General features: G+C 56.5%; 12 protein-coding genes and 1 tRNA gene. 10 read left to right on the forward strand and 3 right to left on the reverse strand.

What is annotated here, in order from left to right:
• Positions 1-260 precede the first annotated feature (260 nt).
• The 4 genes from O3299_RS10010 (at position 261) to O3299_RS10025 (ending at position 4,304) form a co-directional block, all read left to right on the forward strand.
• Positions 261-2,558, forward strand: a complete 2,298-nt coding sequence (locus O3299_RS10010; RefSeq protein ID WP_305062961.1) for a TonB-dependent receptor — start codon at positions 261-263, stop codon at positions 2,556-2,558.
• 102 nt (positions 2,559-2,660) lie between these two features.
• Positions 2,661-2,747, forward strand: a tRNA-Leu gene (locus O3299_RS10015).
• Between the two features lie 168 nt (positions 2,748-2,915).
• Positions 2,916-3,224, forward strand: a complete 309-nt coding sequence (locus tag O3299_RS10020) for an integrase (RefSeq protein WP_305062218.1) — start codon at positions 2,916-2,918, stop codon at positions 3,222-3,224.
• 132 nt (positions 3,225-3,356) lie between these two features.
• Positions 3,357-4,304 (forward strand): contractile injection system protein, VgrG/Pvc8 family, encoded by a 948-nt coding sequence (locus tag O3299_RS10025; RefSeq protein WP_305062219.1) that lies wholly within the window; start codon positions 3,357-3,359, stop codon positions 4,302-4,304.
• A gap of 421 nt (positions 4,305-4,725) precedes the next feature.
• Here the strand turns inward: O3299_RS10025 and O3299_RS10030 are convergent, their stop codons facing one another.
• The 3 genes from O3299_RS10030 to O3299_RS10035 form a co-directional block, all read right to left on the reverse strand.
• On the reverse strand, positions 4,726-6,864 hold the full coding sequence (locus O3299_RS10030) for a hypothetical protein (RefSeq protein ID WP_305062220.1): 2,139 nt from the start codon (positions 6,862-6,864) through the stop codon (positions 4,726-4,728).
• A 773-nt stretch (positions 6,865-7,637) separates the two neighbouring features.
• Positions 7,638-7,973, reverse strand: a complete 336-nt coding sequence (locus tag O3299_RS28085) for a DUF1496 domain-containing protein (RefSeq protein WP_370385271.1) — start codon at positions 7,971-7,973, stop codon at positions 7,638-7,640.
• Positions 7,912-8,364 carry a helix-turn-helix domain-containing protein gene (locus O3299_RS10035; protein WP_305062221.1) on the reverse strand — a complete coding sequence of 151 codons (453 nt, stop codon included), beginning with the start codon at positions 8,362-8,364 and terminating at the stop codon, positions 7,912-7,914. The genes O3299_RS28085 and O3299_RS10035 overlap by 62 nt, the downstream gene beginning before the upstream one ends.
• 73 nt (positions 8,365-8,437) lie before the next feature.
• On the opposite strand from O3299_RS10035, the gene O3299_RS10040 reads away from it, so the two are divergent.
• The 6 genes from O3299_RS10040 to O3299_RS10065 all read left to right on the forward strand — a co-directional run bounded on the left by O3299_RS10040 (position 8,438) and on the right by O3299_RS10065 (position 15,662).
• The gene (locus tag O3299_RS10040; protein ID WP_305062222.1) at positions 8,438-8,641 is read left to right on the forward strand and encodes a hypothetical protein; all 204 of its coding nucleotides are present in this window, start codon (positions 8,438-8,440) and stop codon (positions 8,639-8,641) included.
• Positions 8,642-8,651: 10 nt separating this feature from the next.
• Entirely contained in the window at positions 8,652-8,855 is a 204-nt protein-coding gene (locus tag O3299_RS10045) for a hypothetical protein (protein WP_305059073.1), read from the forward strand.
• A gap of 37 nt (positions 8,856-8,892) precedes the next feature.
• On the forward strand, positions 8,893-9,081 hold the full coding sequence (locus O3299_RS10050; protein WP_305062223.1) for a hypothetical protein: 189 nt from the start codon (positions 8,893-8,895) through the stop codon (positions 9,079-9,081).
• Positions 9,078-9,284, forward strand: coding sequence for an ogr/Delta-like zinc finger family protein (locus tag O3299_RS10055; protein ID WP_305062224.1), 207 nt, complete (start codon positions 9,078-9,080; stop codon positions 9,282-9,284). Before O3299_RS10050 ends, O3299_RS10055 begins: the two co-directional genes overlap by 4 nt.
• Before the next feature lie 397 nt (positions 9,285-9,681).
• Positions 9,682-10,293, forward strand: a complete 612-nt coding sequence (locus O3299_RS10060) for a hypothetical protein (protein WP_305062225.1) — start codon at positions 9,682-9,684, stop codon at positions 10,291-10,293.
• Positions 10,294-10,619: 326 nt separating this feature from the next.
• The gene (locus tag O3299_RS10065; protein WP_305062226.1) at positions 10,620-15,662 is read left to right on the forward strand and encodes a diguanylate cyclase domain-containing protein; all 5,043 of its coding nucleotides are present in this window, start codon (positions 10,620-10,622) and stop codon (positions 15,660-15,662) included.
• Positions 15,663-15,678 lie beyond the last annotated feature (16 nt).

Consider the following 15,678-nt stretch of genomic DNA (forward strand, 5'->3'; position numbering starts at 1 on the left):
GCGTTTCCGCAGGAAACCGCCATCGCCATGCCAGGCCACTTTGCGCTCGCGCAAGCCTGCCGGCACTCCACTATGCACCCGCCCAATATTGACGACAAATACGATTTTATTCGCGTATTCAGTCGAAAAACATCTGAATGAGCAGGCCTGAAAAATGGCATGAATACCAAAACTTTCCGTGCTAGCATGATTTTTCGTCCAGCTGGCCAGCGCCAGCTTGCAGCGCCCCAACAACCTTCACCGACAGGAGCCGTTTCATGATGACACCGCATGCCAGCACACGCGCCAGCACAATACGCCACACCCTGATTGCCCTGGCAATCACTGCCGCCTTCCCCCTGCAGGCGATGGCGCAGGACAGCGTCCCGCCGCCAGCCACCGACGCGCCTGCCGCGCCGGTGGCGCAAGCCGGTCCTGGCCAGCTGGAAACGGTGATCGTGACGGCGCAGCGGCGCGCGGAAAACATCAAGGACGTGCCCATGTCCATCGCCACCCTGAAGGGCGACAAGCTCGATACCCTGACGGCCGGCGGCGCCGACATCCGCTTCCTCAACAGCCGTTCGCCCAGCGTCTCCGTCGAATCGGATTACGGCCGCACCTTTCCCCGTTTCTACATTCGCGGCCTGGGCAATACCGACTTCGACCTGAATGCCTCGCAACCGGTGGGCCTGGTGATGGACGACGTGGTGCAGGAAAACGCCATGTTGAAAGGTTTTCCCGTGTTTGACGTGGATCAGGTCGAGGTACTGCGCGGCCCGCAAGGCACCTTGTTCGGCCGCAACTCGCCGGCCGGCGTGATCAAGTTCGATTCCGCCAAGCCCGTCTTCAAGACGGAAGGCTACCTGAGCGGCGGCTTCGGCAAGGATGGCATGAAGAATCTGGAAGGCGCGTTCAACGTGCCCGTCAGCGACACGGTGGCCCTGCGCTTTTCCGGCCAGACACAGCGCCGCGACGACCGCGTGCACAACCCGCGCCCCACCGGCACGCGCGACTTCGAAGGCTATGAAGACAGCGCCGCACGCCTGCAGGTACTGGTCAAGCCCACGCGCGATTTCACGGCCCTGTTCAACGTGCATGCGCGCAACCTCGACGGCACGGCCACTTTGTTCCGCGCCAACATCCTGAAACAGGGCACGAATGACCTGGTCGACAATTTCGATTACGGCTCCTACCCGACCGACGGCATCAACCGCCAGCACCTGAAAACCAAGGGCGGCAGCATGCGCCTGAAATGGGACTTGCCCGGCGTCACCCTGCATTCGATCACGGGCTACGAAAAACTCGATTTCTTCAGCCGCGCCGACGTCGACGGCGGCTATGGCGCCGTGTACGCCCCGCCCATGGGCCCCGGCTTCATCCCCTTCGTCGTGGAAACGGCCGACGTGATTCCCAACCACAAGCAGATTTCGCAGGAATTCCGCGCCGAATCGTCTGCCCGCGGCCCGCTGCAATGGATAGGCGGCCTGTTCTACTTCAAGGAAGATATCCAGATCGACAGCATCAGCTTTGACAGCCTGGCGCCCGGCAATCCGCAAAACAGCGCCTACGCCACGCAAAACCAGAGCTCGAAGTCGTACGCGGCCTTCGGCTCGCTCAACTACACGGTCTCGGACGCCCTGAAACTGCGCGCCGGCCTGCGCTACACGAGCGACAAGAAGGATTTCTCGGCCAAGCGCGTGGAAGCGACCACGGCCGGCCCCTTCAACCTGCACGACACCTCGCACAACGTCAGCTGGGACTTGAGCGGCACCTATGTGCTGACGCCGGAAACCAATGCCTACGCGCGCATCGCCACCGGCTACCGCGCGCCGTCGATGCAGGGCCGCCTGAACGGCCTGGCCGACCGCCCTTCGTTTGCGGGTGCCGAAAAAGCGCTGTCCGTCGAGGCGGGCATCAAGCAAGACCTGTTCGACAAGCGCGCGCGCCTCAGCGTGGCCGTGTTCCAGTACCGCGTGAAGGACAAGCAACTGACGGCCGGCAGCGGCGCCGTCAACATGAACCAACTGATCAACGCTGACAAGGCCACGGGCCGCGGCGTGGAACTGGATTTCCAGGCGAATCTCAGCGATTCGCTCAGCATGACCCTGGGCGGCAGCTACAACCACACGGAAATCCAGGACAAGAAACTGTTCGTCCTCAGTTGCGGCAATGCGCAAAACAACCCGGCCAGCGGCTGTACCGTCACCGACCCCGTCGGTCCGTTCAAGGGCACGGCCTACATCGACGGCAACCCACTGCCCCGCGCGCCAGAGTGGCAGACCAACTTCACCCTGAAATACAGCATCCCTGTCGCCAATGGCGAGTTCTACGCCTACACGGACTGGGCCTATCGCACCAGCTACAACTTCTTCCTGTATGAAGCGAAGGAATACAAAGCCAAGGAATTGCTGGAAGGCGGCTTGCGTGTCGGCTACAAATGGGACAAATACGAAATCTCCGCCTACGGCCGCAACATCACCAACCAGATCCAGTCGCTGGGCGCCATCGATTTTGACAACCTGACGGGCATCATCAACGAACCGCGCACGTACGGGGTGCAGTTCAAGGCGACGTTCTGACGGCAGGCAGATAAAACCAGGCTGTCCGGCGCAAACCGGACAGCCTGGCTCAGGCACAAGATGGCATTATGGGCATCACCTGTGCTAGAATCTCGCCGCGCTGCCCGGATGGTGAAACTGGTAGACACTGGAGACTTAAAATCTCCCGCCTGTAAGGGCGTGCCGGTTCGATTCCGGCTCCGGGCACCAGCGCACAGAATTCAGAAACATCAAAAAAGCCATCAAACCCAATACAATCAACGGGTTAGTGGCTTTTTTTACGTCCCGACATTTCCCTTGATACAGATTAAACCCGACAAAAACCAGTAGCGATTACGCCAGATTTACGCCGTGATTACGCCTCAACGAGAGGGATGCATGGCTTCACTCAGGAAACGGGTTGGGGGCTGGCAGGCGGAAATCGCCATCCTCGGCACACGGGAATCTAAAACATTCAGCACCAAGGCCGAAGCTGCGGCCTGGGCGTCGGAACGCAAAACCGAAATCCGGCGCGGCGCCGACAGCGGCATCGTCGTCGGGAAAAGCTGCGGCGACGCATTCGACCGATACCTGGAAGAAGTCTCCATCCACAAGCGCGGCGAGCGCCGGGAAACGCTGCGCCTCAATGCCATCGGCGAAGTGCTCATTGGCGGCGTGAAAATCAAGATATCAAGCTGGCCAACGTGACACCTGAACTGCTCGGCGCCTGGCGCGATCAGCGCATGACCGGGGAAAGCAAGGTCAGTGGCGCCACCGTGAATCGCGAGCTGAACTTGCTTTCCCACGTTTTTACGACTGCGCGCAGGGAATGGAAATGGCTTGCGGCCAGTCCGACCAGCCGACACGTTTAAACAGCAGCAAGAACACAGCTTTCACAAGACAACCCTGGGCGCCATCATCGAGGCGATTGCCTTTCGCAACGAGCTGGCGTCGGGCGTGTCGGCGCGCCTGCGCGACCTCGCCATCAAGCACATCGACCAAACCCACGAAAGCGACGCGGCCTTCCTGCGCCGGCTGGGCAGGAAATACGACGCGGTGGCCACGGTCAAGAATGACACCTTGCTGTTCATCCCCATCAACCAGAGTCGCACGGCCAGCGGCAAGGCGCTGCCCGTGATTCCCATCACGCGCGCCCTGGGCGACGGCCACCGCTACCACAGCGCCGAAAGCGACGCCTACACCGGCGTGCGCGCCTTCTGGCATGACGAGCGCTACGCGCGCCGCCGCGGGGTCGTGGCCGGCGTGCCCGGCAACAGCAAGCGCCTGCGCACCACCTTCGCCAACGAAACGGACGCGCACGCGGCGGCCGTGGCCGAATGGCAACGCATCCTGCGCGGCCTGGCCACCTTTGAAATGAACCTCGCCCTGGGCAACCCGGCCGTGTTCCCGCAATCGCCCGTGACAGTCAAAGGGTTCAAGCCCGAGATCGACGCCACCGAATGGCTATCGGTCAAGGTCACGCACAGCCTGGGCGGCAACGGTTTTACCACGCGCGTGGAGTTTGAAACGAAGACGGAAGCGGTGGAGGCCGAGCGCGAGGAAGAGAAAGACCCGGACGAAGGCATCACGGGTGTGGTGGCCAAGTGGAAGGACGTGGCGGCGAAGAAGAAAAAGGCGGGGCAGGAGCAGGCCGGGGCCACGGGCACGCTCAAGACGCTGGAGCATCTTTACAAGAGCAAGCAGGCCGCAAAAAGGGCGGCACTGCATGCGTGGAAGCATATTGAGGAAGTGCGGGATATAATCAGAGAGAATAGCGAGGGATCTTGAACCTTGAACCTTACCAAAGCTGTAGCCTCCCTAGACGGAGCATGAAATTGTTCCTTTTAGACTACCTCCCCCACATAGTTGCCTATCCCAACAAGGGAAAGTGGGCATTTAACGTTCAAACCCAAAAAGCCATACTAACGTCTTTTTTTGCTGAACTCTTCATTGGCCAGCGATTCAAACGACGATGGTCTTAGGCAACAATTTTAGAGACTTAAAGACAACATCCTGAATTTTTCTTCAAATTCTGTCATTTAACGTGAGCTCCGGCAATATATGATTTAAAACCATAATGAATGAGAAGGAATGAAACGATCAAAGTTTTTTATCTGGCCGAAGAATCTTAAAAAATCCCCCCCTTAATTTAAACACAATTTAAAAAATTTCTTTTAAATTGCCGTAAAAATAGAATAATTAATTTAAATTAAGCATGATGGATTGTCTTTTTGTTTTTAATTTTCCAAAGCCGATGTCCAACAATTGCACCAAGAAGCTCTATATATCGAAGTCCTTTAGGGTTAACCTTAGATCGCCGAACTTCAATTGCAGAGCTAACAATCATTGCCAACTTCTGATGCTCATTTAGACTACTTTTATAGTTGTCAAAATTAAAGCTTGCGCGACATGGGAACATGTCAATGCGTCCAAAAAAGCCAGTCTCTTTAGCTAGCATTCGAATATTATCTAAGGTCTCGCCACTATTCGTATTGTCATCAAAAATTAAAAGCCAATTTTTCTCCGAGAAATTATTTCTGATCGTTTCGGGCATGGTGCTATCAGAAATTACATTAGAGAAAGGATATCCTGTGAGGTGATCAAATGAATTGGCATTTCTCACGTCATATAGTGAATAGATTACTGAAGCGGTATTCAGCAGGGCTGTCCCGTTCTTTACGCAGTGCAAGAAAACCTGTTTTGCAAAAAAACCCGTCAAGGCTCCTCCATAGTTTACACTCATGATGTGCAAAACGTCGTTTTTAGCCTCATATCCTCGAAGCAAGACAAAATTTAATGCATTTTGCGCCGTTTTTATCATTACTAATGGACTGTTTTCTTCTCTGTACAACCTAATAAGCCTTCTAAATATCTGTTGTTTAATCCTGTTATGTCGATCATTTCTCACATACTCCAAACCATTTTTGGATTTTTTTTGTTCTTTTTTTTGTTCGGCAAGCTCACGTACCAACAGAAAACTTTCGATAAGTTTAAAAAAACTTTTTGTAACTTTAAGAAAATCGTTGAAAATCTTAGGGGTAAAGTTATCATAATTTTCATTAGATTTACTGCTGTTATTACCAAAATCTGGCATCCTCATGTACGAGACCGCAGTATTTTTCAACAGTATACTAATAAAATGACCGACAACTTCATCCAGTTTTGGAAGTAAAGGGTTTTCCAAATATTTTCCAACGTATGTTTCCTGAATTTTCTTGAACTCAGCAAACTCAACTGGACAATTTTTCTGTATATTTCTGACAACATCTCGTTCAACTATTAAACTCCCAGGATATTCTGGATCAAGAAAATTGATATTCGTTACAATTTGAAAAACATTTTGGATGAATGCTAAAATATTCATTTTTGCATCAAGTAACCCCAAAACCATTTTCCTAATAACTTGCGCCATTTCCATTCTGAAATGTGACTCGACAATCGCATCAATATCTATTCCAAATACGATTTTACAATGCACAAAAAGGTCTGAATTTCTCGCCAGAAAAATTGCCATCATTCTGAAATCTTCAGCTTCTTCACTAATCTCATATTTTTCGACAAGTTCGTTAAAATGCTCTAGCATCACTAAAGCCTCTTCCCATTGCGAGTTAAGCAATGTATCAACGCCCACGTGGCCAGTGAAATATTGACCAGATTTAATACTTTCTCGTATTCTTGCAATCTTGTCTTTTAATAAAACCTCTTTAATTTTTTTGCAAAAAATTTCTTTCTTCTCTCCCAACCCCAAATGAAATTCCATCATGGCAACATTGGCATAAATTTTTAAATGCCTGTCAATATAATTATATTGAGAGAAGATTGAATCAATAAAGTCATTAATATTTATATCACTGATAATGAAATCATTTATTGAAGTAAATTTATCGAAATTTTCAACATTGATCCCATTCATTAAAAAATAATACTCTGGGCCACGAAATATAAAATCCCCCCCCGAAAAATATCCAAACCTCAAAATATCAGACAACATATCTTCTGCGGATTCAAAGTAATTTTCGATATAGCCAATTTCGCCAGCACGCTCAATAAATTTATTAAACTCAAGCAACTCGGTAGCACCAATTTTTATTGCTCCGTCAATATGAAAATCTCTTTTCAAAGCTTCAAAAGCCCCACTTTTAATATATATTTCTTTTTCTATTTTTTTTAATCCGCGAACATTCTCTATTTTTCTTTTCTCACTTCGAGCGAGCTTACTCAATCTCAAAAATTCTTGACTATTTTTTTCTGACACGCTATTAGAAAGCATGAACAAGGACATCGGGATAGTTGATTCATCGAAGTCAGCTATGTTGCTTTTATTACCGGAAATATTTTTATTTTTCATGAAAATTTTTAATCAAGATTATGTAGTATTTTCGTTTTATAAAAACTAAGTTTTTCTCTGGCGATCGGCTACTTCTGGCGGCTTGCAGTTCGCGAATGTCGAATATTATAAAGCGCACCCATCAATACGTCTCAGGAAGAATGTCAGGTGGGTAGTCCATACGATAGTGCTTATCAATATCAGCAAATATTGCTTTAACTTCTTTTTCTAAAGCCGCAAGCGTTGACCGGTCAACGAACGAAATTTTCGCAATCGTTCCATTTCGAGGCATTGGATAGACGCGATGTGGGAGCGCTAGATCTCGCTCACGCTTTGTGCTAAATGCGATATTGCGACCCTGCTGGGCTGTCCATTCCAATAGTAGAACACATCATAAGAAGCTACTTTGAAACGACCAGCCGCAGGTTTCTCAACATGGCTAACCACATCCAAGATAGTTTTTTCGTCTGAAGTCTCATGCGCTTTACTGCGTTAATCCACTGCCGCTCTTCAACAGATGAAAGCGGTACAGGTTTCGCCACTGAATTTACTAGAACAGGAACTGACAGCGGCAAGGCTGCCGCAAATAGATAAGTTAATCTTCACATAATCTTCGTAAAACATGTGCTGGCTCACAACTTCCAGCAAGCTACGAATCGGAGGATAACATTCAGACCAACGTGAAAATACGCAAAATGTCACAACTAGATTTTGATGGCGGAAAAGTAACAGATACGCCATTGAAGTGCCTCTGATATTGGCCAATGCCCGCGTTACCATCGGCGAGCATTTAGCTAACTCCATCGGCCACTCACCCAAGTCGGTAGGCCATCAGAATTTGCTGAGGCACACTCGCATTTAATACCTCGCGCTGTCTCAATGACAACACCAACAGTGTATGCCTTGCCCTCGAAATAGCATAAATTTCTGACAGGATTGTTGACCATTGACGTCATCGTTACGCATCTATATTGCGGCCAGCAGCACGCAAAGAGTAAAGGGGCTAGAGCTGCAACTTTCCATCTAACTGCAGACCATTTCAACGTTAGCCTATCTTTCCGTCGCGCTTTACGTAGGTGGTTTTTTTTTGCGACCAACGTTGATCGTTTGGGGAACCGTGATATCCCCATGAATTTGCTGGCCTACTTTGCCATGGAAAACCATTTGTGTGTTGCGTTCGGCTGTTCTGGAAGGCGACGTGACTGCCGGCTCTCCAATACCTTCCACAACACCAAGCACGCGAGCCTTTCCTCGCAAATCTAGCCGTCGATACCCAGCTAACAGTTCGTTCTCATCATCAGTCAAAGCGTTACTGGCCGGCACGCCAAGCATCACATAAGACAAGTCGACTCCAATACCTGCCAGCGCGACCATGTAGCCGGCATCGGGTAAGGTCTTTCCTTGCTCATAGTTAATCTGTGCGAGTTTCTTCACGCCACCAATTGCCGCGAATGCTTCTTGTGTAAGACCCAAGCGTGTTCGCTCCTGCCTTAATCTATCACCAAAAATATTTTTATCCATACATCTACGTTTACAAGTATGTTTTAACATACTATAGTTACGCCATCCTGTAGCGATTACACATCATAACATTATGAAAAACGTATCCATAGCGAGGCGCACTGCCAAAGGCGTCACGACTAAGCCTCTTGGCGTCCGTCTGACATCGGACGAGGTGAATGAAGTCGAAGTCTACGCAGAGAAACTTGAGCGCTCCCGTGCCTGGTTTCTGCGTTTCCTGATCCTGCGCGGCCTCGCCGATTACAAGCGTGAACTCGCTTCCAAATCCATTCACTAAGGACAACGTCATGTACCCCGATGCAAAACGTATCCGCAGCCATCGCGTCATGCTGCGCCTGGACGATTACGAGCACCAGCTTGTTTCCTCGATCGCCAACTACCAGGGCGAAGAGCTTACAGTGCTGGTGCGCCAGATCGTGATGCGTGAAGCCTTGGCCGTGATCGCCTTGGATGACGCCACCATCGACAGCGTACAGCGTCGCAGCGTTTAAACCGAATCACTTTTGAGCAACTCTAAAGTTGCAGAAAATGCCAGACCATCAAATTAACCTCAATGACGAAGAGCGCGCGGTGCTGGAACTCGTGCGCCAACGCCAGGGGCTGGCAAGTATCGATCAGGCGGTGGAATGGCTCGTCAAGTCGCGCTTACGCATACAGGCGAAAAACATGACGGGACGCGGTCGCGCCCTGGACCAAGCGGAAAGAAAGCTGAAATGAGAGTCATCGACCTGCCCTGCCCGCATTGCGAATACACCGTCCGCGCCGTCAAAAGCCGTACGATGTCCGCCATGTTCAAGGAAATCACCTACATGTGCCAGAACCCCGAATGTGGGCACTCCTTCGTGGCAGGCCTGGAAGTGCTGCGCACCCTCTCGCTGTCCGCCATGCCCAAGCCGGATATCCGTCAGATACCGTCTTGAACGGCAAGTCCTTTTATCAAATAGTACGCGTCAAAGGCCCCGCCTTTTCACCGTTGGCTGGCCGCAACGGTGGAAAGTAAACGGCGCTGCGCACCTACGAAGCTCGTACACAAGGGGCTAGCGCCAGGCGCTGGCAACGAGGCGGATGACATCCAATAGCGTCATAGAAATATTGTAGCTTGTCGCAAACGTTCAAGACTTGCTTAAGCGACCAAACGATACTACCTCCATCTGATGCCAACCGAGGGAGTCCCATGAATACCGCTGCCATGTCCGCTTCGCGAGAAATTGCCCATTTATTAATAAATGAAAATTTTCGGTGCAATATCTGTAGCCCTCGATGAGGTATGGAGCCCCAGCGCAACATAGGGAAAATCACACTCACTCATGGATTCATATGTCAATTCGTAAATTTCACCGCCTGTCGACATGTATCCTGGCGGCCTATATATTGCTGCATCTTGTCAATCACCTGATGGCCATTGCCGGCGCCCATGCGCACATCGCCTTCATGGAGGCGACACGGCCACTCTATCGAAATGCCGTCGTCGAGCCGGTGCTATTGGCGTGCGTGCTGTTTCAATGTGGCAGCGGAATATGGATGGTGCTGCGGGGATGGAAAAAACGCTGCGGGTTCGTAGCGTGGCTGCAGGCCGGCTCAGGGATCTATCTGGCCCTGTTCCTGCTTTTTCATGTCGGCGCGGTCCTGTTTGGCCGCGCCGCGCTCAAGCTCGACACCAATTTTTACTATGCCGCAGCCGGTTTTGTGCTGATGCCATATGAATTGTTGTTTGCACCGTATTATTTCTTCGCAGTGTATGCGCTATTCACGCACCTGGGCTGTGCCGCATATTGGCAAGCCGAAGCGCACTCGCCAATGGTGCGCAGGCTCGCCATCGGCGTTCCGGCAGGAGTCGGCCTGGTGGTCGCCCTGCTGATCAACCTGGCGCTAGCTGGCATGCTCCACCCGCTCGACATTCCCGCGAAATACCTGACTATTTACCGGTAAGCGGGGCGCGAGCACGCTGAGTCAGAACACGCATGAAAAAAGGAAGCCGCACCGTTTGCTTGAGCGAATTAGCCTGCACATTCTTTTTCCGATGGCGTACAAAGTGCGCCATCATGCTCATGATCCAGTTTCCACGTTGCGCTGGTGCCGCATCCCCTCATCGCTCCCCCTCAGTGCCTGCCCCCGCTGACGTTTTTACAACAGCCTCCATCGCCCCGCGCCCTCCCCCGCAACTCCCTACTGATATAATACTAGCAATCAACTAGTACTCCGAGATGTGCGCCTCAAGGCTCCCGCAACCGTCTGTGTACCGCTAAGCCCTGCCCATGCGCCCCCTTTTCGACCACGAGATCATCAAACAGCTGCACAGCGGTACGCGCTCGCGGGTTTACCGCGCCCAGGCCGCCGATGGCACTGCGCTGATCGTCAAGATGCCGAATCAGCCGTTCCCCTCCTTTCAGCAGCTGGCACAATTCAAGCGCGAATATGCGATCGCGCGCCGCTGCCGCCACCCTGGCGTGGCGCATCCGCTGGCGCTGCAGTTGCACGGCGGGCACTGGACGATGATCCAGGAAGATACCGGCGGCCTGGCGCTCGACCAGGTGTTGCGCGCGCAGGTGGCGGCGCGCAGGACACCGTCGCAGCCCGCATTGGCGCTGGACGATTTTTTCGACATCGCGCTGCAACTGTGCGCGGCGCTGGACGAGGTCCATCGTCAGGGCGTGATCCACAAGGACGTCAATCCTTCCAATCTGGTGTGGAATGCCGAACGGCGCCTGCTGCAGCTGATCGATTTCGGCATCGCCTGTGAACTGCCCTGCGAAAGCCATGGCATCGTCAATCTCCAGACCCTGGAAGGCACGCTGCGCTACATGGCGCCGGAGCAGACGGGGCGCATGAACCGGCGGGTCGATTGGCGCGCCGATTTCTATGCGCTCGGCGCCACCTTGTACGAAATGCTGACCGGCCAGGCGCCGTTCGAGACGGGCGACGAGATGGAACTCGTGCATTGCCACATTGCGCGCAGCCCGGACTGGTCGCACCCGGCGCTGGCCAGCTTGCCTGGCCAGCTGCTGCCGATCATCCAGCGGCTGCTGGAAAAAAATGCCGATCAGCGCTACCAGAGCCTGCAAGGCTTGCGCAGCGACCTCGAAGCCTGCCGCGCGAACAAGCCGGCGCAGGCGCTCAAGCTGTCCGACCACGACGGCCGCTTCCTCGTGCCACAAACGCTGCACGGGCGCGAGGATGCCATCGCCGTGCTGCTGGCGGCGTTTGAGCGCAGTGCCGCCGGCACGTGCGAGATGCTGCTGGTGGCCGGCCATTCGGGTATCGGCAAGTCGGCGGTCGTCAACGAAGTGCAAAAGCCCATCATCGCCCGGCGCGGCCGCTTCCTGTCCGGCAAATTTGACCAGCTCCAGCGCGACGTGCCGTATGCCTCGCTGATCCAGGCCTTCCAGGGGCTGGTGCGCCAGTTGCTGGACCAGCCGGAAGAAACCCTGCGGCAATGGTCCGCAAAACTGCACGAAGCCCTGGGCAGCGGCGTGGGCGTAATCGTCGAGCTGATTCCCCAACTGGCCTTGATCGTCGGCCCCACCGATCCGCTGCCCGCGGCGGCGCCGGCACAGGCCCAGCTGCGCCTGGACCGCCTCTTCCCCCGCTTCGTCGAAGTCTTCGCCTGCGCCGGGCATCCGCTGGTGCTGTTCCTCGACGACCTGCAATGGGCCGATGCGGCCACGCTGCGGATGATCGAGCTGCTGATGGTCTCCTGCGACAAGAGCTGCATGCTGTTCATCGGCGCGTACCGCGATAATGAAGTGGGCCCCGCGCATCCGCTCAGCGCGCTGCGCGACAAGCTGCTCGCCCGTGACGTGCGCCAGTCGACGCTGTTACTGAGCGCGCTGACCGAGCCGCAGGTGGCGCAAATGGTCTCGGCCACCGTGCGCGTGGCGGCGCCTTACTGCGCGCCACTGACCAGCATTTGCTACCGCAAGACGGCCGGCAATCCCTTCTTCCTCAACCAGTTCCTCGCCGCGCTCAACGAGGCGGGCCACCTGCGCTACCGGCCCGCCGACGATTGCTGGGACTGGGACCTGCCTGCGATAGAACAGGCCGGATACGCCGACAACGTGGTCGAGGTGCTGCTGGAGAAAATCCGCCGCCTGCCCGGCGTGACGCAGCATCTGCTGCAACTGGCCGCCTCCAGCGGCAACCGCTTCACGCTCGACACGCTCACCCTGGCAGTGGACCGCGCTCCCCGGCAAACGCAGCAAGACCTGTGGCCGGCGCTCAGGGCAGGCTTGATCCAGCCGCTCGACGAACGCTATAAATACGTCAATGGCGACACCGCCGCGGGCAACAGCGGCGTCAGTTACCGCTTCCTGCACGACCGGGTGCAGCAGGCAGCCTACCTGGTCGCCGATGCCGGCGCGCGCGCGGCCAACCATCTTCTCATCGGCCGCCTGCTCCTGCGGCATACGCCGCCGGAGCGCCAGGACGAGACGCTGTTCGACATCGTCGAGCAGCTCAACGCCGGCCGCGCGCTGATCGACGAAGCGGGCGAGCGCGTGCATCTGGCGACGCTCAATCTCCAGGCCGGCGTCAAGGCGCGGCGCTCCGCCGCGTTCCAGTCGACCCTGGAGCACATGCGCATCGGTCTCAACCTGCTGCCGGCGGACGCATGGAACACCCACGCCGGCCTCTGGCTCGAGCTGCAGCTCGGCGCCGCCGAAGCGGCCTACCTGTGTGGCCAGTTCGATGCCGCCGAGGCGATCTATCCACTGGTGCGCTCCCATACCTTGAGCCCCTTGCAGCAGGTACGCTGCATTGCCATCCAGGCGCACCAGTATCAGTTGCAGGGCCGCCTGCTCGACGCCATCGCCGTGCAGCGCGACGGCCTGGCACAGCTGGACATCGACATTCCGCACGATGTGGCGCACATGAAGGCGCGCTTCTCCGACATTCTCGCCGACATCGGGCGGCAGCCCGGCGCGCATGCGCCCGAGACCTTGCTGGCGGCCGCCGACATGTGCGAGCCGGGCGCGGTGGCCGCGATGCAGATGATGCAGGGCCTGTGGATGGCCAGCTACTACGCCGGCCAGCAGGATCTCAGCGCGCTGATGGTGGTGTCGATGACGCGCCTGTCCATGCAGCGGGGGAACAGCGATTTCAGCGCTGTCGCGTATGTCGGCTACGCGATGATGCTGGCGCTGTACAGCGGCGACATCGCGCGCGGCTACCACTTCGGCGCGATGGCGATGGCGCTGGCCAGGCGCCGCGCCAACCTGCAGACGCGCACGCTCACGGGGCTGATGTTCGGCGCGCTCAGCAACCACTGGACGCAGCCGCTGCGCAGTTCCGACGCCCTGTACGAGGAAGCGTTTGGCTGGGCGCTGGAAATCGCCGATTTCGTGCAGGTCGGCGTGGTGGCCGCCGTGCGCGCCACCGACCGGATCATCCTCGGTGACTACCTGCCGCACCTGATGCACGACATCGAGCACGACCTGGCGCTGATGCGCGCCAACGGCCAGCAGGCGATGGCCGATTGCTGCGTCGCCGCCGCGGTCCAGCCGATCAAGTGCCTGACGGGCCTCCTGCCGCGCCATGACAGCTACGACGATGCGGTGTTCAGCGAGGCAGGCTTCCTCGCACGGTATGGCGACTCGCACCTGTACCGCGCCTACTTCTTGCAAGGGAAGATCCGCAACGCCTACCTGTTCGACAACGCCGATGCCGAACAGCTGGCCGGCCAGCTCGGCATCGTCACGCAGATCATGCGCGGCCAGGCCAAGGTGGCCGAGTGCAGCTTCTATGCCGCGCTGATCCTGATCCGCGCCTTGCGGCGCGCTCCCGCGCGCGCCGATGCGGGCGATCTGCGGGCCGTGATCGGCACGCTGCAAGCGAGTCTCGCCGAGTGGGCCAGGCAAGGCTCGGACAACAGCGCGGCCAAGCACCTGCTGGTGATGGCCGAGATGGCACGCTACCGGGACGATCTGCAGCTGGCCACGCGCCTTTACCAGCAGGCGATCGACGCGGCTGGCTTGGCAGGTTACGTCAACATGCAAGCGCTGGGCAATGAACTGTGCGGCGAATGCTGGTGCGACCAGGGGCAGCCGCGCGTGGCCGCCGTCTTCATCGGGGACGCCATCGCGCATTACGGCCAGTGGGGCGCGGAGGGCAAGGTGGCGCAGCTGCGGGAGCGCCATGCCGCGCTGCTGTCAAGGATGGATGGCCGCGGCACGCAGCGGCATTCCGTCTCCCACACGCACGGCAGCTCCGCGCTCGATCTGGTGTCGCTGCTGAAGGCGGCACAAATCCTGTCGAACGAAGTGGGCCTGCGCAATGTGCTGACACGCCTCATTGCCATCGTGTGCGAAAACGCCGGCGGGCAGGTAGCGCGCCTGCTGCTGCTGTCCGAAGGCAGCTACCAGCTGGAGGCCAATATCGATGGCGATGGCGTCACCGTCCTGCAGGCGCGCCCGCTCGACCTGAACGCCGCCAGCGACCCGCAATTCCCGCTGTCGCTGCTGCGCTACGTCATCCGCACTGGCGCGGAGGTGATCGAAGACTGCATCACGCGAGGTTCTCGCTTTGCCGCCGACCCGTACGTGCAGCTGCACCTGCCGCGCGCCGTCATGTGCCTGCCGATCCGGCACGGCGGCCGGATCGACGGCATCCTGTACTTCGAGAACCGGCTGGCCGACGCCTCGTTTACGGAAGAACGCGTCGCATTCCTGCGCATGCTCGGCGCGCAGGCGATGATCTCGATCTCCAGCGCCCGGCTGCATGACAGCCTGGAACGGCGCGTTGCCGAGCGCACCGGGCAACTGGAAGAGGCCAACCGCAAGCTGGCGACCCTGTCCATCACCGACGGCCTGACGGGCCTGTCGAACCGGCGCCATTTCGACGACGTGCTGCGCACCGAATGCGCGCGTGCCACGCGCGTCGGCCAGCCGCTTGCCGTCGTCATGCTCGATGTCGACTACTTCAAGCTCTTTAACGACCGCCACGGCCACCAGGCCGGTGACGCATGCCTGATCCGGGTCGCGCAGGCGCTGGCGGCCGGCATGCGGCGCGCAGGCGACCTGACGGCGCGCTACGGCGGCGAAGAGTTTTCGATCGTGTTGCCGAACACGGGCGCGGACGAAGCGCGCCAGATCGGCGAAGCGCTGCGGCGCGCCATCGAAGACCTGGACATCGTCCACGCGAGTACGGAAGCGCAGCAGGTGACGATCAGCGTCGGCATCGCGGTCCAGTCGGCGCCGGGCGCCGCCGATCCTGACGCCCTGTTGCGGCTGGCCGATGCCGCGCTGTACCAGGCCAAGGATGCGGGGCGCAATTGCGTGGTGCTGAGGATTCTGCCGCCTGGCTGACCCGCATGCGGCACCC

Origin of the sequence: Janthinobacterium sp. SUN176, from assembly GCF_030587335.1 — a bacterium.
Classification (GTDB): domain Bacteria; phylum Pseudomonadota; class Gammaproteobacteria; order Burkholderiales; family Burkholderiaceae_D; genus Janthinobacterium; species Janthinobacterium kumbetense.